At 58.2% G+C, this 17,049-nt stretch carries 17 protein-coding genes and 2 tRNA genes; 14 read left to right on the top strand and 5 right to left on the bottom strand.

Annotated elements, in window-relative coordinates:
• Position 1 precedes the first annotated feature (1 nt).
• A complete protein-coding gene (locus tag FJU08_RS10460) occupies positions 2–931 on the top strand; it encodes an electron transfer flavoprotein subunit alpha/FixB family protein (protein WP_141148939.1) in 930 nt (309 codons plus the stop codon).
• Positions 932–1,219: 288 nt separating this feature from the next.
• Here the strand turns inward: FJU08_RS10460 and FJU08_RS10465 are convergent, their stop codons facing one another.
• A complete protein-coding gene (locus FJU08_RS10465) occupies positions 1,220–2,557 on the bottom strand; it encodes an MATE family efflux transporter (protein WP_141148940.1) in 1,338 nt (445 codons plus the stop codon).
• Between the two features lie 152 nt (positions 2,558–2,709).
• Here FJU08_RS10465 and FJU08_RS10470 point away from each other — a divergent pair, with 152 nt between their 5' ends.
• Together FJU08_RS10470 and FJU08_RS10475 are read left to right on the top strand one after the other, a co-directional pair.
• A complete protein-coding gene (locus FJU08_RS10470) occupies positions 2,710–3,132 on the top strand; it encodes a secondary thiamine-phosphate synthase enzyme YjbQ (RefSeq protein ID WP_141148941.1) in 423 nt (140 codons plus the stop codon).
• A gap of 136 nt (positions 3,133–3,268) precedes the next feature.
• Positions 3,269–3,616, top strand: coding sequence for a hypothetical protein (locus FJU08_RS10475; RefSeq protein WP_141148942.1), 348 nt, complete (start codon positions 3,269–3,271; stop codon positions 3,614–3,616).
• Between the two features lie 64 nt (positions 3,617–3,680).
• On the opposite strand, the gene FJU08_RS10480 is transcribed toward FJU08_RS10475, so the two are convergent.
• On the bottom strand, positions 3,681–4,412 hold the full coding sequence (locus FJU08_RS10480) for an SIMPL domain-containing protein (protein ID WP_141148943.1): 732 nt from the start codon (positions 4,410–4,412) through the stop codon (positions 3,681–3,683).
• A 181-nt stretch (positions 4,413–4,593) separates the two neighbouring features.
• Here FJU08_RS10480 and FJU08_RS10485 point away from each other — a divergent pair.
• Together FJU08_RS10485 and FJU08_RS10490 are read left to right on the top strand one after the other, a co-directional pair.
• Positions 4,594–4,669: transfer RNA gene (locus FJU08_RS10485), tRNA-Ile, on the top strand.
• Positions 4,670–5,046: 377 nt separating this feature from the next.
• Positions 5,047–6,624, top strand: a complete 1,578-nt coding sequence (locus FJU08_RS10490) for a hypothetical protein (RefSeq protein WP_141148944.1) — start codon at positions 5,047–5,049, stop codon at positions 6,622–6,624.
• Positions 6,625–6,668: 44 nt separating this feature from the next.
• Here FJU08_RS10490 and FJU08_RS10495 read toward each other — a convergent pair whose 3' ends face one another.
• Together FJU08_RS10495 and FJU08_RS10500 are read right to left on the bottom strand one after the other, a co-directional pair.
• Positions 6,669–7,160: a tyrosine-type recombinase/integrase gene (locus FJU08_RS10495; protein WP_141148945.1), complete on the bottom strand. Its 492-nt coding sequence runs from the start codon at positions 7,158–7,160 to the stop codon at positions 6,669–6,671.
• 153 nt (positions 7,161–7,313) lie between these two features.
• Positions 7,314–7,403: transfer RNA gene (locus FJU08_RS10500), tRNA-Ser, on the bottom strand.
• 274 nt (positions 7,404–7,677) lie between these two features.
• Between FJU08_RS10500 and msrA the strand changes: the two genes are divergently transcribed.
• The 9 genes from msrA (at position 7,678) to deoA (ending at position 16,642) form a co-directional block, all read left to right on the top strand.
• A complete protein-coding gene (gene msrA / locus FJU08_RS10505; RefSeq protein ID WP_141148946.1) occupies positions 7,678–8,328 on the top strand; it encodes a peptide-methionine (S)-S-oxide reductase MsrA in 651 nt (216 codons plus the stop codon).
• 261 nt (positions 8,329–8,589) lie between these two features.
• The gene (locus FJU08_RS10510) at positions 8,590–9,585 is read left to right on the top strand and encodes a BMP family lipoprotein (protein WP_141148947.1); all 996 of its coding nucleotides are present in this window, start codon (positions 8,590–8,592) and stop codon (positions 9,583–9,585) included.
• A 170-nt stretch (positions 9,586–9,755) separates the two neighbouring features.
• Positions 9,756–11,267, top strand: a complete 1,512-nt coding sequence (locus tag FJU08_RS10515; RefSeq protein WP_141148948.1) for an ABC transporter ATP-binding protein — start codon at positions 9,756–9,758, stop codon at positions 11,265–11,267.
• Positions 11,268–11,274: 7 nt separating this feature from the next.
• Positions 11,275–12,378, top strand: coding sequence for an ABC transporter permease (locus tag FJU08_RS10520; protein ID WP_141148949.1), 1,104 nt, complete (start codon positions 11,275–11,277; stop codon positions 12,376–12,378).
• Positions 12,379–12,388: 10 nt separating this feature from the next.
• Positions 12,389–13,360 (top strand): ABC transporter permease, encoded by a 972-nt coding sequence (locus FJU08_RS10525; RefSeq protein ID WP_141148950.1) that lies wholly within the window; start codon positions 12,389–12,391, stop codon positions 13,358–13,360.
• 1 nt (position 13,361) lies between these two features.
• A complete protein-coding gene (locus FJU08_RS10530; RefSeq protein ID WP_141148951.1) occupies positions 13,362–13,760 on the top strand; it encodes a cytidine deaminase in 399 nt (132 codons plus the stop codon).
• Complete coding sequence (locus tag FJU08_RS10535) at positions 13,757–14,548, top strand: purine-nucleoside phosphorylase (RefSeq protein ID WP_141148952.1); 792 nt, start codon at positions 13,757–13,759, stop codon at positions 14,546–14,548. The genes FJU08_RS10530 and FJU08_RS10535 overlap by 4 nt, the downstream gene beginning before the upstream one ends.
• A 4-nt stretch (positions 14,549–14,552) precedes the next feature.
• Complete coding sequence (gene deoC / locus FJU08_RS10540) at positions 14,553–15,326, top strand: deoxyribose-phosphate aldolase (RefSeq protein WP_141148953.1); 774 nt, start codon at positions 14,553–14,555, stop codon at positions 15,324–15,326.
• 5 nt (positions 15,327–15,331) lie between these two features.
• Positions 15,332–16,642: a thymidine phosphorylase gene (gene deoA / locus FJU08_RS10545; protein ID WP_141148954.1), complete on the top strand. Its 1,311-nt coding sequence runs from the start codon at positions 15,332–15,334 to the stop codon at positions 16,640–16,642.
• Here the strand turns inward: deoA and FJU08_RS10550 are convergent.
• Positions 16,636–16,908, bottom strand: a complete 273-nt coding sequence (locus FJU08_RS10550; RefSeq protein WP_141148955.1) for an usg protein — start codon at positions 16,906–16,908, stop codon at positions 16,636–16,638. The two genes, deoA and FJU08_RS10550, sit on opposite strands and share 7 nt — an antisense overlap.
• Between the last annotated feature and the right edge of the window lie 141 nt (positions 16,909–17,049).

Consider the following 17,049-nt stretch of genomic DNA (forward strand, 5'->3'; position numbering starts at 1 on the left):
CATGACCATTCTTCTTCTCGCCGAACATGACGGCAATAAAATCTCCGACCAGACCGCCAAGGCCGTGACGGCTGCGGCCGAAATCGGCGGTGACATCCATGTGCTTGTCACCGGCAAGGACTGCGCCGCCGCTGGTGCCGATGCCGCCAAACTGGACGGTATTGCCAAGGTGCTTGTCGCCGATGCCGAGGCGCTTTTCGAAAATCTCGCCGAGCCGCTGGCTGCCGAAATCCTAGCGCTTGCCGATGGATATGACGTGATCATGGCGGCAGCCACCTCGACCGCCAAGAGCGTGATGCCGCGCGTTGCAGCACTTCTGGACGTGATGCAGATCTCCGAAATCATCGCGGTCGTCGCGCCCGATACCTTCAAGCGCCCGACCTATGCCGGCAACGCCATCCAGACGGTGAAATCGCACGACGCGAAAAAGGTGATCACCGTGCGCGCCGCAAGCTTTGCCGCAAGCGGCATGTCCGGATCCGCGCCGGTTGAGACCGTGGCCGTTGCCGCAGACACTGGCCCCTCCTCCTTCGTGAAGAACGATCTTTCCGTTTCCGAACGCCCGGAACTGACCTCCGCCAAGGTGATCATTTCCGGCGGGCGGGCGCTTGGCTCGGCGGAGAAATTCCGCGAAGTCATTCTGCCGGTTGCCGACAAGCTGAAGGCTGCTGTCGGCGCATCGCGCGCCGCCGTGGACGCCGGCTATGCCCCCAATGACTGGCAGGTTGGCCAGACCGGCAAGGTGGTGGCCCCCGATCTCTACATCGCCTGCGGCATTTCCGGTGCCATCCAGCATCTGGCCGGCATGAAGGATTCGAAGGTGATCGTTGCGATCAACAAGGACGAGGAAGCGCCGATCTTCCAGGTTGCAGATTACGGCATCGTCGGCGATCTGTTCGAGATCCTGCCTGAACTGGAAAAAGCGCTCTAGAATTAAGAGCCTGACCGCATGAGACAAGACGCCGGCAGCCCCTGCCAGCGTCTGGTTGCTGACAAGGTCATTCAGATTACCTATTTTAGGGTAGAATAGACGCCGCCGCCGTCGTCATCCCCGTGCTCGTCACGGGGATCCAGGGACTTCATGGCATTGAACTAAAAGGGGTCTTTCGCCGTGCAGACGCATAGCGGATGGATATCTGTGTCAAGCACAGGTATGACGCCAGTGGGAGTTGGCAAGCTTTGCCAGCAGTCTGACACCGGCCTTGTGCCGGCGTTTTATTTACCCTGCAGCGCCAGCAAAGGTCTTGTGCGCCAGCCCCGGAAGCATTAGCCGGAAGGCAACCGAGCGCATGCCGACAAAGATCAGCATGGCGATCCAGAGCCCGTGATTGCCGAGAAGCGGCTGCAGCACGGCGAGGGCTGCGACGTAAGCTGCGAGCGACAGCAGCATCAGATTGCGCATGGCAACCGACCATGTGGCACCGATGAAAACACCATCCATCTGGAAGGCGATGACGCCGACAATCGGCATGATCGCGGCATAGGGCAGAAAGCGCGTCGCCAGCGCCTGGGTTGCGGCGTCCGGTGCAATCAGCGCCACGACATGGGGGCCTGACACAAAGAACACCAGCGACACCGCAATGCCAAAGGCGAAGCCCCAGAGCGTGGTCAGCCGCAGAACCCGGTCGAAGGCTGGCCGGTAAAGTGCGCCGACGGCGCGGCCGGCAAGCTGTTCCGCTGCGGTGGCAAAACCATCAAGAAAGGCGACGCCGAAGAAATAGAATCGCAGCAGGATCGTGTTGGCGGCCAGTATTTCCACCCCCAGCGTGCCGCTTTGCCGGGTGAAGAGCGACAGGCCGATCAGCAGTGCGAAAGAGCGGATCATCATGTCGCGATTGACCGAAAACATCCGCTTCAGCGCGGCAAAATCCGGCCGCGACCATGAAGATCGCTCGGTGCGCGACAGGATCAGCCAGCAGCCCAGCAAAGCGGTGACCGCCTCCGCCGCGAGACTTGCCGCGCCCGCGCCGGCAAGGCCATAGCCCATGCCCAGCACCCAGAGAAAACTGAGCGCGATGTTGAGCCCGTTCAGCACCAGTTGAAGCAGGAGCGCCGAAACCGCCTCGCCCCTGCCGATCACCCAGCCGAAGACCACGAAATTGAACAGCGCAAAGGGCGCGGAAAACACCCGCCAGACATAATAGGTCCAGGCAGCCTCCCCTACCTGACCATTGGCGCCGAGTACAAACAGGCCGAAATGGCCAATCGGCACATGAAAAACGACAATCACCAGTCCGGCAACAAGCGCAATCAGAATGCCGCCAGCGAGCATGCGCTGCTCGCCCTCGCGATCCCCTGCGCCGACCGATTGGGCGGTGAAACCCGTTGTTGCACCGCGCAGGAAATTGAAGGTGGTAAACAGGACGTCGAAAATCACCGCCGCCAGTGCCACGCCGCCGACCAGAACCTCGCTTTTCAGCTGGCCGATAACGCCGGTGGCAACAAGGCTGACAAGCGGCGTCGAAAAATGGGCAACCATCATCGGCAGGGCGATGGCGAGCACCAGCCTGTGGGTAACGATAAAGGCGCGTCCCTCAGCGCCTGCACCTTTTGACATGGGCAGCGGTTTTCTGTTTTCTCGACAATGGAAAGCCTTTGATCTGGAAAAGGATTAAGGCCAGCACGGAAGATTGACCTCGCCATCCCCGGCAAGGCGGCCCCAGTATGCCTGCGCCACATCCGGCGTCAAGACGCCAGCGGAGACCTCATATGCCACAGACACGGATTGCAATCGAAACCCATGGACAGGGGCTTTATGAATTCACCCGCCACGCTGCCGATTTTGTCGCGCGGCACAAGCCAGATGAGGGCCTGCTGACCGTCTTTGTCCGCCACACCTCCTGCTCGCTGACCATTCAGGAAAATGCCGACCCGGATGTGAAGCGTGACCTTGCAGCCTTCTTCGCCCGCCTTGTGCCACGCGCCACTGATCCTCAGATGGCCTATCTCATCCATCGTCTGGAAGGCCCCGATGATATGCCCGCCCATATCAAATCCGCCCTCACCCAGACCTCAATCGGCATTCCCGTGGCATCCGGCCGTCTGCTGCTCGGAACCTGGCAGGGCATCTATCTGTTTGAACACCGCGACCGGCCCCACCGCCGCGAGGTCGTCCTGCATCTTTCCGCTTAATCTAAGCGATTGATATCGCTAACAAAGATGAACGCCCTCTGAACACACCGTTCCGGCTCCATTCATTCAAACCTCCTAATATAGCTACAAGCTTATCGAACAGACGATAGCTGCAACGCAAACGGAGGTTCAGACCATGGGACGCATGCTGACAGCAACATTCACCGCCCTTGCGATCCTTGCCGGTGCCACGATGCCGGCAGCGGCCGGCGGATTTCACGATGGCCCCGGCCAGCAACACTGGCGCGCTGACGCCCCGCGCGGGCATGGGACCGGCAATATCGACCGCCGCCAGCCGATGCGGGCCTGCGACCCGCGGGAAGCGCTCCACCGCGCCAAATGGATGGGCATCCGCCATGCCCGCGTGGTCGATGTCGACCGGCGCACAGTCACGATCTACGGTCACGCCCGCCACGGCAGGGTCAATGTGAACTTTGCCAATCGCCCCGGCTGCCCGGCCGTCATGGGTTGGTCCTATCGCTGATCGCAATGCAAAAGACCGGCCGCCCAAGGCGGGCGACCGGTCCTAAAAATGTGCCATCCGGTCTTTACTGGCCAATGGCAAAGGTCATGTTGACCGTAACATCATAGTCGTTTTCACCCGTGGCGATCGGCACCGATCCCATATCCTTCATGGCAAAACTGGCCGTACGCAGCAGCGGCTGCGGGGCACTACCGCCCTCGCTGATCGCAAGGACATTGCCGAGCGAAACACCGGCAGCATCAGCGAGCGTTTTCGCCTTTGCCATGGCCTTGGCCACGGCCTGTTTGCGGGCTGCCTCCTGAGCTGCACTCGGATCTGCATTGGTGAAGGTGATATTGCCGCCGGAATTGACACCAAGCTTGACCGACTGATCAAGCACGGCGCCCAGATTATCAAGCGCACGAACGGTCACATCAAGCCCGTTGACCACCTGATAGCCATCGATGACGCGGCTTTCCGAGCCATCATCACTCGTCACCTGCTTATATTGCGGGTTGATGGAGAAATTGTCGGTCTGAATATCCTTTGCCGCAATGCCCGATGCCTTCAATGCGTCGAGCACTTTCTGCATCGACTGATTGTTGTCGGTCATTGCCGCCTCTGCCGTTTCAGCACGCGACACAACTGCCAGAGAAACAATGGCCATGTCCGGCGCGACACTTGCCGTGCCTTCGGCAGCAACGCTGATGGTTGCAACCGGAGCCGACATGGCGCTCTCCTGTGCTAAAGCCGGTGATGCGACAAGCGGCAAAGCAACAAACGCTGCCGCGGCGAACTGACGTCCAGAAAAGAACATTTGGTTTTCCTCCATTGCGGTCATTGCCCGCTCATGGCGGGTAAATGTGAACCCATTACGGCAGGCTTGCCGAACGGCGCGAATTAGGGTAGTTCGAATGACCGTGCCGGGTGCCATTGCCCGGATTACTACCTTTACGGGTGATTCTGTTTTGTCGCTGTACAACAGATTATCCGCAAAAGGGCCTGTAGCTCAATGGTTAGAGCCGGCGGCTCATAACCGCTTGGTTGGGGGTTCGAGTCCCTCCAGGCCCACCAAATCGCACTTCGGGTGTATGCAGCTTGACGCGGCCTTTTGCAGTGATCCAATTTTCTGAGCGAGCACAGCGCCTATCTCTTTCGTCTCTTCTGGCGCTCTTCAACTGAGCTATCCCCACCGTGAATTTGGCAATATCCACCGTCTAGCTCTCTTTCCATTCTCCAAAGCTGCGTTGCCCACCACCGCTGACAGACAAAGAACAACGCTTTCCTGTCGCCGTAAGCGCACTAAAAAACGCGAACCCCAAGGGGAGCAGGTCATTGGCGTGGGCGCTGGAAGCGTCGCCGGCGGAGTTGATGGCCGGGTACACTTCCCAATATAGTAGAATTACAGTCTAATCATCCGACCATAAAACAGGAAAAAGTAGCTTTCAAATATGAAAAACCCGCTGCTCTCAAATCTTCACGATTTTCATCACCGCAGAGTAGAGGCAACATTCCCTGACCTCGGTGCAGAGAAAATTCGTTCGGCATCAGTTTTTCATAAATACCTCGAATCTCGTCCTGAAAAATTCTTCTCGAAAAGCGCATATCATGCCCTCCTGCATGAACTGCGTAGGGTAGACAACTGCTATGCGAAAGAACTGTTTGCATACCTCAAGGATCACAGGTTCACTATCGACAATGCATTTCGGCATGCGCAGGAAATTAATGCGTTCGGATGGCACGATCAGGAAATGAAAGGTGAGAATGATTACCTGTCGTTGATACTCATAGACCGGGAAGTCCATCCTGCGTATTTACGATTGGTAGAGGGCGTATTCCAACCAATGCTTAGGATCGTCGCCCACTTCTCCAGACTTTCTGCAAACAAAGGCACGGAGGGATTGAACCTCTACAGTATTGTTGCGGAGCTTCCCGATCATGACTTTGCTGATGTGAAGGCGTCATACGTTCACTTGATGCGAAATGGCATCGCACATGGCGGCATTATGCATTCTGGGGATGGAATCATCTACAGAGATAGTAAAGGCAGCGAGCTTGTTCTGAGACCACGCGATACCCTGCAAAAGTTTGATGACATGTTGGACATATGTAACGGCCTGCTTCTTGCATATTCGGTATTCGCCTTTTCTCATAAACATTCTGAGAATTTTGTGCCACAGAATCTTATGGTTGAAGCTCTGTGTGAAGAAACTAGAACTCCCTACTGGGCTGTTACTGGAGCATTGCCGTCTATAATTTTGGGTGATCAAAGCCAGTTGATTATCTATTGCAATGTTCGAACGATGGACGACTTGAAAGTCAAATTTTCCGCTATTCAAACAGCCATTCAAGCTGAGCGGGCAGCTCCAGATTATGACCGTTACTTCATATCCATGAAGGCAAAAAACGGACTGCCGGGATGGGCGAGATTTTCCGGGGCAGAGCTTAAGAAGCATCGACTAAATGACGACGATATCGAACAATACAATGACGCTCTAGAGGAATACTTGCCACTTTTCCTAGGCAAAAGACATATCCCTCGCATTATCCACCGAATGGCAACAATGAAGTATGCTATGCAAGTTGGTTGGCCAGTCATTGTAGCAGATTACCGCGCACGGCTAGGGAAGCCAAATCTTACAATTCGAAATTCAAGCATCCATCGTAATTCATGGGCAGCAGTTTTGAATGCCGATGTAGTCATTGAAGCGGATGGTCAAGAAATCAATCAAGACATCGTTCGAAACAGCAGTCGAGCGGCAATAAAAAGCGCAGCTAAGCACGCTCGACGTCAACTATCTCGGTTCAGCATCGCCAGATATCTACCTTTGGATTTTGCCCAAATAGACGTTTATTGCACTGATTATCGTAGAAGGCGACTGCATGGATTTGGGCTTGGCAAAGACCTTGTCGGTACTATTCGGCTTCAACGGCTTCGCCGAATTCAGTCTCCAGATATCTTAGGGGCAACTATTGAAATTTGGAGAGGCTACAGGTTGGCATGGAACCGACGTTGGCTTGAACGCTGAATCAAACCCGAGCTAAACGGCAAAGTAAGTATTACAGATTGCTTTCAAACCATTCCCGTTTTTCTGATCGGCACAAGCTTAGTCAGCGTCGTGTCGTTGGCACAATAAGCGCCCCACGCCTGCATCAAACTCCGGCGCTTATCGAGCAATCCGCCACGCTGGTGGGCCCGTTCAACCTCGTTGGGATTCTGGTGCACCAATGTGGCTTCCACCACCTCTCCGGGACAATTGGTCGCCTCGGCTACCCATGTGCGGAATGAAGAGCGGAAACCATGACCTGTTACTGGCTTCTTCATCCGCCCCCCCCCCAACAAAGCAATGTCGGACATTACGCGACAGTCTGAACCGGGAAACACATGATCGGTCGTTGTCAGCCGGACTGCCGCAGTGCTTCGCAGCACGGCCAAGGCGTCCGGCGAAAGCGGCACGACAAGCTCACGCTTCACGGCGGGCACCTTCAAGAGGCCGTCACCATCGCCATAGGTTCCGCGCTTGCCCAACACAGCCTTAACTTCGTTCGCTGTCAGCCGGCCCATCTGCGCTTCCCCACACTTTTGGGTCAGCCCTTCCCGATACAATATCGTGGTTGTAGGCGGTCAACAACGAACAACAGCGGGCTACTGCGTCCCAGTTTTCCGTGTAAACGCGGCGACTTATGCGGTCACTGGCGAATGGTTATGAATGTGAAATGGCGGACAGAGAGGGATTCGAACCCTCGATACGGTTTCCCGTATACACGCGTTCCAGGCGTGCGCCTTCAACCACTCGGCCACCTGTCCTTGATACCGCCCGAACCGGGCAGGTCGGCGCGATATATACCGATGGCAGCGCGCTTATCAACCCGAATCTGACAGATTTTTGAAATCATGCGTTAAAAGTCGGTCGGCGCGCCACAATCTCCTGTGTTTTGCGGGCATCCACGCAAGAGCGGCACCAGCGATGCGCGATCTTGCCGCAGGCCCTGTCAGGCACTACCTATTGAGACAGACATCAGGCGCTGGGCGTGCTGCAAACCTGTGCCCGCCTGCGCCAGAAATTTTCCAGGAGACCGCTATGCTTTTCAATGCGCTGAAACGCGACAAGCTTTCCCTGCCCACCGCCGAGACCGCGCTCACCGGACGCGCCCTGCCGATCCCGACGGCCAGGACCCATTTCGTCAGCGGGCGGCCGCTTGCCCCGCCCTATCCCGATCACCTGAAGGAGGTGATGCTTGGCATGGGCTGTTTCTGGGGCGCAGAACGGCTGTTGTGGAACACGCCTGGCGTTTACGTCACGGTTGCCGGCTATTCCGGTGGCATCACCCCGAACCCGACTTACGAGGAAACCTGCACCGGGCTGACCGGCCATACGGAAGTGGTGAAGGTTGTCTATGATCCCGCGATCATCTCCCTGAAGGCGCTGCTGAAAATCTTCTTCGAGGCGCATGATCCGACCCAGGGCATGCGCCAAGGTAATGATATCGGAACAACCTATCGTTCCGCTATCTACTTGAACGATAAGCAAGAACTGACGGAAGCGCATGCTATCGCTGCAGCCTTCGAGAACGCACTTGCCGAAGACGGGCGCCCAGATAAGGTTACAACCGAGATCGCCGAGGCCGGTCCTTTCTACGCGGCCGAGGATTATCATCAGCAATATCTGGCCAAAAACCCCAATGGCTATTGCGGTCTGCGCGGCACCGGTGTCAGCTGCCCGATCGGCTGATCGACGCGACCTGCCGGATCTGCACTGATAGAATGAGGAAAAGGGGCTTTGCGGCCCCTTTTCTTTTTCTTCGCGACTGCGGCAAAATTGGTCGTGTAAATTTTGACCAGTCAGGAAATTTTGTGATGAAATTTTGTCAAAGCCGTGCAACGATGCTTACGGCCTGGCGGATTTCTGCCGGGGGGACGCGTTTGAACTTCCCGTATAGATCGGGACAATACGCGCTGGACCAAGATCTATTACAGGGAACAGAGCTGCAACATGAAAAAAATCATCCTGAGCCTTATTGCCGTTTCGGCCTTGTCCTCGACAGCACTTGCTGCGGACATCAAGCCGGCCATCGTTTACGGCACCGGCGGCAAATTCGATAAGTCCTTCAATGAATCGGCCTATAACGGTGCTGAAAAGTTCAAGGCTGAGACCGGTGTTGAATATCGCGATTTCGAGCCGACTGACGACACCCAGGGTGAGCAGGCGCTCAGAAACTTCGCCTCCAAGGGCTTTTCGCCGATCGTCGCCGCTTCCTTCGCCTGGACTTCCGCTGTCGAGAAAGTTGCCGCTGAATTTCCCGACACCCAGTTCATCCTGATCGATTCCGTCGTTCCGGCTGACAATGTCCGTTCGGTCACCTTCAAGGAAGACGAAGGTTCCTACCTCGTCGGCCTTCTGGCAGCGATGCAGTCGAAATCCGGCAAGCTCGGCTTTGTTGGCGGCATGGACAGCCCGCTGATCAACAAATTTGCCTGCGGTTATACCCAAGGTGCCTCCGCTGTTAACCCCGACATCGAAACCTTCCGCGTGATGACCGGCACGACCGGCGCTGCCTGGAATGATCCGGTGCGTGGCGGCGAGCTGGCCAAGAACCAGATCGACCAGGGTGCCGACGTGATCTATGCGGCAGCAGGTGCCACCGGTCTTGGCGTGCTGCAGACGGCAGCCGACAATGGTGTCTACTCGATCGGCGTTGATTCCAACCAGAACTACCTGCATCCGGGTTCGGTTCTGACCTCCATGGTCAAGCGCGTCGACAATGTTGTCTATGACGGCTTCAAGGAAGCCATGGATGGCACCTTTACCACCGGCGTCCAGAGCCTCGGCCTTGCCGAAGACGGTGTTGGCTATGCTGTCGATGACAACAACAAGGACCTGTTGACCCCGGACATGGTCGCAGCCGCTGAAAAGGCCAAGGCCGATATCATCGCCGGCACGATCACCGTGCACGACTTCACCACCGACGACACCTGCCCGGGCTGGTAATCGGAAAATGGAAAGCCCGCTCCTGCCCTGCCACAGGGGCCGGAGCGGGCTTTCCCGTTCACCTGCGTGACCGGCCGCCATTGACGTTCCGGTCCTGACCACGACGACGGGTCGTTCCGGCAGCATCGTGCTGACCGGAAGCGTCGTAACGCTTTTCAGGGGCAAGCTTATTGACCACTTCACCCGCTATTGAACTGATCGGCATCGACAAGAGCTTCGGCGCAGTTCACGCCAACAAGAATATCGACCTCAAGGTCGAAAAGGGAACGATCCACGGCATCATCGGCGAAAACGGCGCTGGCAAATCCACGCTGATGTCGATCCTTTACGGCTTCTATCAGGCCGATTCCGGCAAAATTCTCGTCAATGGCAAGGAGACTACCATTGCCGACAGCCAGGCCGCCATCGGCGCCGGTATCGGCATGGTGCACCAGCATTTCATGCTGGTCGAAAATTTCACAGTGCTGGAAAATGTCATGCTCGGCGCCGAGGACGGCAGCCTGTTGAAACGTGGCATCGCCAAGGCACGTGCCGAGCTGAAAAATCTTGAGGAAAGCTACGAGCTCAAGGTCGACCCCGACGCCATCATCGAGGAACTGCCCGTCGGCCTGCAGCAGCGCGTCGAAATTCTCAAGGCCATGTATCGCGGTGCCGAGATCTTGATTCTCGACGAACCGACCGGCGTGCTGACACCGGCGGAAGCCGACCACCTGTTCCGCATTCTCGCAGTGCTGCGCGAACAGGGCAAGACCATCATCCTGATCACCCATAAGCTGCGCGAAATCATGGCGATCACCGACAATGTCTCGGTCATGCGCCGCGGCGAGATGGTGGCAACCCGTAAAACCGCCGAGACCACGGTGGAAGAACTGGCCGAGCTGATGGTCGGCCGCCGCGTGCTGTTGCATGTCGACAAGGGCCCCGCCAATCCGGGCGAAGTGCTGCTTTCGGTGCGCAATCTCACCGTCAAAGATATGCGCGGCGTCACCATGGTCGACAATGTCTCCTTTGATGTGCGCGCCGGTGAGCTTGTCGGCATTGCCGGTGTTGCCGGCAATGGCCAGTCGGAACTGCTGGAAGCCATTGCCGGTATCCGCAAGCCCCATTCCGGCGAAATCTATGTCAATGGCCGCAAGCTGGAACGCCCCGACCCGGCGCTGATGCGCAGGCTCGGCCTTGCCCATATTCCGGAAGACCGTCACCATATGGGCCTCGTCCTGCCCTTCGAGGAGCAGGAAAACGCAATCCTCGGCTATCACAATGATCAGCGCTACGGCAAAGCCGGCATGCTGGATCGCCGCGCGGTCCTGAAGGATGCGCGCGACAAGATCGAGAAATACGATATCCGCCCGCCATCGCCGACGCTCAAGACCGCCAATTTCTCCGGCGGCAATCAGCAGAAAATCGTCGTTGCCCGCGAAATCGAGCGCGATCCCGATATTCTGGTGATCGGCCAGCCGACACGCGGTGTCGATATCGGTGCGATCGAATTCATTCATCGCCGGATCATCGATATGCGCGATGCCGGCAAGGCGGTGCTGCTGGTCTCGGTGGAACTCGACGAGATCCGTTCGCTCTCCGACCGGATTCTGGTGATGTTTGCCGGCAGCATTGTCGGCGAGAAGACGCCGGATGCCGAAGAACAGCAACTGGGCCTGATGATGGCCGGCATCGCGGCGTGAGGACGAGATGAGTACTGACAGTAAAAGCATTCCCGGCTGGATCAATTATGCGCTGATCCCGCTCGTAAACCTCCTCTTCGCCTTCTTCATTTCCGGCATTGTCATCTTCATCATCGGGGTTAACCCGTTCTACGCACTGAAGATCATGGTTCAGGGCGCCGTCGGTTCCGGCATGGGGCTGGGCTTCACCCTGTTCTACGCAACGAGCTTCATCTTTACCGGGCTTTCGGTCGCCGTTGCCTACAAGGCGGGTCTGTTCAATATCGGTTCCGAAGGTCAGGCCTATGTCGGCGGTCTTGGTGCGGCATTGGTGGCGCTGGCGCTTGATCACTACGTGCCGTGGTATGTTACCATGCCTTTCGCGATCGTTGCATCGGCCGCCTTCGGCGCGGCCTGGGCCTTCATTCCGGCCTGGCTGCAGGCCACCCGCGGCAGCCATATCGTCATCACCACGATCATGTTCAACTTCATCGCCGCGACGCTGATGGTCTATCTGCTCGTCAATGTGCTGAAGGTTCCCGGCCGGATGTCGCCGGAAACCCGGACCTTCCTGCCCGGCGGGCAATTGCCCGATCTTGGCTGGCTGATGGCGCTGTTCGGGCTGAAGCTTGGTCCTGCGCCCTTCAACGTGTCATTCCTGATCGCGCTCGCCATGGCCTTTCTCGTCTGGCTTTTGATCTGGAGAACCAAATTCGGCTATGAGATCCGCACGCTCGGCGCCTCGCCGTCCGCTGCCGTCTATGCCGGCATTCCCTATGTTCGCACCGTGATCCTGACCATGCTGATTTCCGGCGGGCTCGCCGGTATGATGTCACTCAATGTGGTGATGGGCGCCTCGCAGCGCCTGCAGGTCGATTTCGTCTCAGGCGCCGGCTTTGTCGGCATCGCCGTGGCGCTGATGGGCCGCAACCACCCGATCGGCATCATTCTTGCGGCCTTCCTCTTCGGCGCGCTTTATCAGGGTGGCGCCGATCTCAACTTCGAGGTACCGGCGATCACCCGCGACATGATCATCGTGATCCAGGGTCTGGTGATCCTGTTTGCCGGTGCGTTGGAACACATGTTCCGACCGGCGATCATCCGCACCTATCTGCGACTGACCAAGGCGTGAGGTGAGCATCATGGAACACTACGAAATCTTCATCAGCGTCCTTGCCTCCACCATCCGTCTCTCGGTTCCGCTGATCTTCACGGCCCTTGCGGGCCTGTTTTCCGAACGCGCCGGCATTGTCGATATCGGCCTTGAGGGCAAGATGCTGGCATCGGCCTTCGCCTCGGCCGTTGTCGCCTATCTCACCGGTTCCGCCTGGGCCGGGCTCGGCGCAGGCATCCTCATTTCCATCTGCTTCTCGCTGGTGCACGGCTTTGCCTCGATCACCCATCGCGGCGATCAGGTGGTTTCCGGCGTGGCGCTCAATTTCGTTGCGGCCGGGCTTACCGTCGTGCTCGGCAATGCCTGGTTCCATCAGGGCGGGCGCACACCGTCGGTCAGCAATGATGCCCGCTTCACCGGCATTACCCTGCCCGGTGCGGATGCCATCAAGGATGTCCCCTTCATCGGCCCGCTCTATGCCCAGGTGATCTCCGGCCATAACATCCTGACCTATATGGCTTTTGCGGCCGTGCCGATCGCCTGGTGGATCCTGTTCCGCACGCGCTTCGGCCTCAGGCTCCGCGCCGTCGGCGAAAATCCCGGCGCCGTCGATACCGCCGGCATTTCGGTGACGCTGCAACGCTATCAGGCACTGGTGCTCGCCGGTTTCATGGGCGGCTTTGCCGGAACCTATCTGTCGATTGCCCAGTCCGCCGCCTTCGTCAAGGACATGTCGGCCGGCAAGGGCTATATCGCACTGGCAGCGCTTGTGTTTGCCAAATGGAAGCCGGTTCCGGTGATGTTTGCCTGCCTTCTGTTTGGCTTTCTCGATGCCTTTTCCAATTTCATGCAGGGCAAGCCGCTGCCGCTGATCGGCGTGGTGCCGGTGCAGGTGTTCCAGTCCCTGCCCTATATCCTGACCTGCGTGCTTCTGGCCGGCTTTATCGGCGTGTCTCGCCCGCCCAAGGCGAGCGGCCAGCCCTATACCAAGGAGCGTTGAGATGAACACCACCGAGACGCTGTTCAAAGCGGCAAAGGCTGCAAGCAGCAAAGCCTATGCGCCCTATTCGAAATTCTCCGTCGGTGCGGCCATTCTTGCCGATGACGGCATCCTCTATGCCGGTGCCAATATCGAAAATCTTGCCTTTCCCGAGGGGCTATGTGCCGAGGGCGTCGCCATCGGCCACATGATCATGGGCGGGGCGAAGAAGATCGCCGGTATTGCCGTTTATGCGCCGAAACTGGCACTTTGCCCGCCCTGCGGCGGCTGTCGGCAGAAGATTGCCGAGTTTGCCGATACCGAAACGCGGATCTATCTGTGTGATGACGGTGGCGTTGCCAAAGAGATGACGATTGCGGAACTGCTGCCGCATGTCTTTGAGACCGGTGCGATCGGATGACCACAGCTGCCGACACGCTTCGCCGCGCGCTCGGCGGCTTTTCGGCCCAGACAGCGCTTATTCTCGGCTCGGGCCTCGGCGGGCTTGCAGCCGAGATCGAAGAACCGAAAAGCTTTGATTTCGCCGATCTTCCGGGTTTTCCGCTAAGCCATGTCAGCGGCCATGCGGCCCGGCTGATTGCAGGCACGCTTGCCGGTACGCCCGTAATCGTCCTGTCCGGGCGGGTGCATTATTACGAGCAGGGCCAGGCCGATGCCATGCGCGTGCCGCTTCAGACCCTTACCGCCCTCGGGGTGAAAAATCTTGTTCTCACCAATGCAGCCGGTTCGCTGCGCGACGACATGCCGCCAGGTGCGGTGATGCTGCTGTCCGATCACATCAATTATTCGGGCATGAACCCGCTGATCGGCGAAAAATCCGATCATCGTTTCGTCGGCATGACGCATGCCTATGATACCGACTTGTGCGAAAGCTTGCGCAAGGCAGCGCGAACATGCGACATTGACCTTGCCGAAGGCGTCTATATGTGGTTTTCCGGTCCGAGCTTCGAAACGCCGGCTGAAATTCGCATGGCACGGATACTCGGCGCCGATGCCGTCGGCATGTCGACCGTGCCGGAGGTCATTCTCGCCCGCTTCCTTGGCCTCAAGGTTGCCGCGGCCTCGGTGATTACCAATTTCGGAGCCGGTATGACGGCCGGCGAACTCGGTCATGATGAAACAAAGGAAATGGCGCCTGTCGGCGGTCTGAAGCTGACAGCCATCCTGAAACAGGCTCTAGGGGGATAACACCATGAATAATCCCAGTCTGCAGCAGACCGCGTCTGTCTCGCTTTCGCTGCTCGATCTGACCAATCTGCAGGATGAGTGCACAGACGCTGATATCAAGGATCTGGTGGCCCGCGCCCATTCGCCCTACGGTCCGACAGCGGCAATCTGCATCTGGCCGCGCTTTGTCGCGCTCGCCCGCCAGATGCTCGGCGATGACCATATGATCAAGATCGCAACCGTGGTGAATTTCCCCGGTGGCAACCTGCCCTTGTCCGAAGTCGAGGAAGAGACCGAACGCGCCATCCGCGACGGGGCGGACGAGATCGACCTCGTCATCCCCTACGAAAAGCTGAAGGCCGGCAATGAATGGGCTGTCAGCGAGATGGTGCGCGCCATCCGCTTCCAGTGCCGCGAACCCGTTCTGCTGAAGGTGATTCTGGAGACCGGCGAGCTTGGCGATGCCGCACTCATTCGCCGTGCTGCCGAAATTGCCATCGAGGAAGGGGCGGATTTCATCAAGACCTCGACCGGCAAGGTGGCCATCAACGCCACGCTTGAGGCTGCCGATATCATGCTCGGCGTGATCCGCAACACCGAACGCCGGGTCGGCTTCAAGCCCGCTGGCGGCATTTCCAGTGTGGCTGATGCCAGGCTCTATCTCAGCCTTGCCGAAACGGTGATGGGCGAAGGCTGGGTCTTGCCGTCAACGTTCCGCTTCGGCGCTTCAAGCCTGATGACCGATATTCTCAACATTCTCGATGGCCGCCAGTCGACCGCCATTTCCGGCGGATACTGACAGCGATGCTGCCGCAGGAGACCATTCGCCGGAAACGCGATGGCCTGACGCTTGATGAGGGCGAAATCGCCGCTTTCATCACCGGGCTGAGCGATGAAAGCGTCACCGAAGGCCAGGCGGCAGCCTTTGCCATGGCGGTCTATTTCAGCGGCATGAACCGTGCCGAGACCGTGGCGCTGACCAAAGCCATGCGTGACAGCGGCGATGAGCTGACCTGGGCGAAGAGCGACCGGCCGATCGCCGACAAGCATTCAACCGGCGGTATTGGCGACAATGTCTCGTTGATGCTGGCGCCGATTGCCGCTGCCGCCGGCCTTGCCGTGCCGATGATTTCCGGGCGCGGTCTCGGCGCCACCGGCGGCACGCTCGACAAGCTTGAATCCATCCCCGGCTACAATACAACGCCGGATGAGACACTGTTCCGCAAGGTTGTGGCTGAAACCGGCGCGGCGATCATCGGCCAGACCAGCGACCTGGCCCCGGCCGACCGCAGGCTCTATGCCATCCGCGATGTAACGGCGACGGTGGAATCCATGCCGCTGATCGTCGCCTCGATCCTGTCCAAGAAACTCGCCGCCGGTCTCCAGACACTGGTTCTTGACGTCAAGAGCGGGAGCGGCGCTTTCATGGACACGCCGGAAAAGGCGGCAGAGCTTGCCCGTCTTCTGGTCGAGGTCGCCAATGGCGCCGGGCTGAAAACGACGGCGCTGATCACCGACATGAACGAGCCGCTTGCCGATTCCGCCGGTAATGCCGTGGAAGTGCGCAATGCGCTCGCCTTCCTCAAGGGCGAGAAGACGGGCTCACGGCTTGAAGCCGTCACCATTGCCCTTGCAGCCGAGATGATTGCCGGTGCGGGCCTCGCCCCGACGCTTGGCGAAGCCGAAGCGCTGGCGCGCCGGGTTCTGGCCAATGGATCGGCACTCGACCATTTCGCCCGCATGGTCACGGCCCTTGGCGGCCCGCATGATTTTGTCGAGCGGCCCGAACTCCATCTCGGCCTGTCACCGGTCACGCGTGCGGCCTCAGCCCCCAGGGCCGGATATCTCTCACGCGTCGATGCCCGGGCCGTCGGGATGAGCGTTGTCGCTCTTGGCGGCGGCCGCACCCGTCCCCAGGACAGGATTGACCATTGCGTCGGCTTTTCCTGCCTGCTGCCGCTCGGCAGCTTTGTGGAGAAGGGCGATCCGCTCGCCCTTGTTCATGCCCGCAACGACGATGACGCCCATCAGGGCGAAGCCGACATCATTGCAGCTTATACGCTCAGCGATGAGAAGCCTGCGGAACGCCCGCTGATTGCCGGGCGGTTTCAGTGAAGGGTCAGCTCCCCTGAGAGCTGCTGGCATTCATCCGGACCAATCAGCCGCTGATGCGTATAACGCACCGAATGCAGCGGTCCATCGAGATTTTCTTCCCAGAATTTCAGGAATTTACGCATTGCGGGAAAATCCGGCGCGACGTCGTAGTTTTGCCAGATGAAGCTTTGCAGCAACGTTTCGAAATCAGGAAGGCGATAAAGGATATGCGCGGTGGTCAGGCCGTAGCCTGCGACAAGCAATTCACGTTCAGATGCCAGATGCATGCAGATGTCCCCTTTTTCTCAGAAGCAAGGCTTCCGTTTCATGTTGACATTTGCCAAGCCTGCCGTATTTTCCCGGCGGCATCAATTGATAAATAAATTTTCCTGTTAAAAAACAAATGTTTAGCAGCACACTAAGGCGAG

This window comes from Martelella alba (assembly GCF_006516955.1).
Taxonomy (GTDB): Bacteria; Pseudomonadota; Alphaproteobacteria; order Rhizobiales; family Rhizobiaceae; genus Martelella; species Martelella alba.

What these genes read in the sequence shown, in the direction of transcription:
- deoC (WP_141148953.1), top strand. Translation starts at nt 14,553, where the DNA reads ATGAATAATCCCAGTCTGCAGCAGACCGCGTCTGTCTCGCTTTCGCTG.
- FJU08_RS10475 (WP_141148942.1), top strand. Translation starts at nt 3,269, where the DNA reads ATGGGACGCATGCTGACAGCAACATTCACCGCCCTTGCGATCCTTGCC.
- FJU08_RS10490 (WP_141148944.1), top strand. Translation starts at nt 5,047, where the DNA reads ATGAAAAACCCGCTGCTCTCAAATCTTCACGATTTTCATCACCGCAGA.
- FJU08_RS10550 (WP_141148955.1), bottom strand. Translation starts at nt 16,908, where the DNA reads ATGCATCTGGCATCTGAACGTGAATTGCTTGTCGCAGGCTACGGCCTG.
- FJU08_RS10520 (WP_141148949.1), top strand. Translation starts at nt 11,275, where the DNA reads ATGAGTACTGACAGTAAAAGCATTCCCGGCTGGATCAATTATGCGCTG.
- FJU08_RS10530 (WP_141148951.1), top strand. Translation starts at nt 13,362, where the DNA reads ATGAACACCACCGAGACGCTGTTCAAAGCGGCAAAGGCTGCAAGCAGC.
- FJU08_RS10510 (WP_141148947.1), top strand. Translation starts at nt 8,590, where the DNA reads ATGAAAAAAATCATCCTGAGCCTTATTGCCGTTTCGGCCTTGTCCTCG.
- FJU08_RS10470 (WP_141148941.1), top strand. Translation starts at nt 2,710, where the DNA reads ATGCCACAGACACGGATTGCAATCGAAACCCATGGACAGGGGCTTTAT.
- FJU08_RS10480 (WP_141148943.1), bottom strand. Translation starts at nt 4,412, where the DNA reads ATGTTCTTTTCTGGACGTCAGTTCGCCGCGGCAGCGTTTGTTGCTTTG.
- FJU08_RS10465 (WP_141148940.1), bottom strand. Translation starts at nt 2,557, where the DNA reads ATGTCAAAAGGTGCAGGCGCTGAGGGACGCGCCTTTATCGTTACCCAC.
- FJU08_RS10525 (WP_141148950.1), top strand. Translation starts at nt 12,389, where the DNA reads ATGGAACACTACGAAATCTTCATCAGCGTCCTTGCCTCCACCATCCGT.
- deoA (WP_141148954.1), top strand. Translation starts at nt 15,332, where the DNA reads ATGCTGCCGCAGGAGACCATTCGCCGGAAACGCGATGGCCTGACGCTT.
- FJU08_RS10535 (WP_141148952.1), top strand. Translation starts at nt 13,757, where the DNA reads ATGACCACAGCTGCCGACACGCTTCGCCGCGCGCTCGGCGGCTTTTCG.
- msrA (WP_141148946.1), top strand. Translation starts at nt 7,678, where the DNA reads ATGCTTTTCAATGCGCTGAAACGCGACAAGCTTTCCCTGCCCACCGCC.
- FJU08_RS10460 (WP_141148939.1), top strand. Translation starts at nt 2, where the DNA reads ATGACCATTCTTCTTCTCGCCGAACATGACGGCAATAAAATCTCCGAC.
- FJU08_RS10495 (WP_141148945.1), bottom strand. Translation starts at nt 7,160, where the DNA reads ATGGGCCGGCTGACAGCGAACGAAGTTAAGGCTGTGTTGGGCAAGCGC.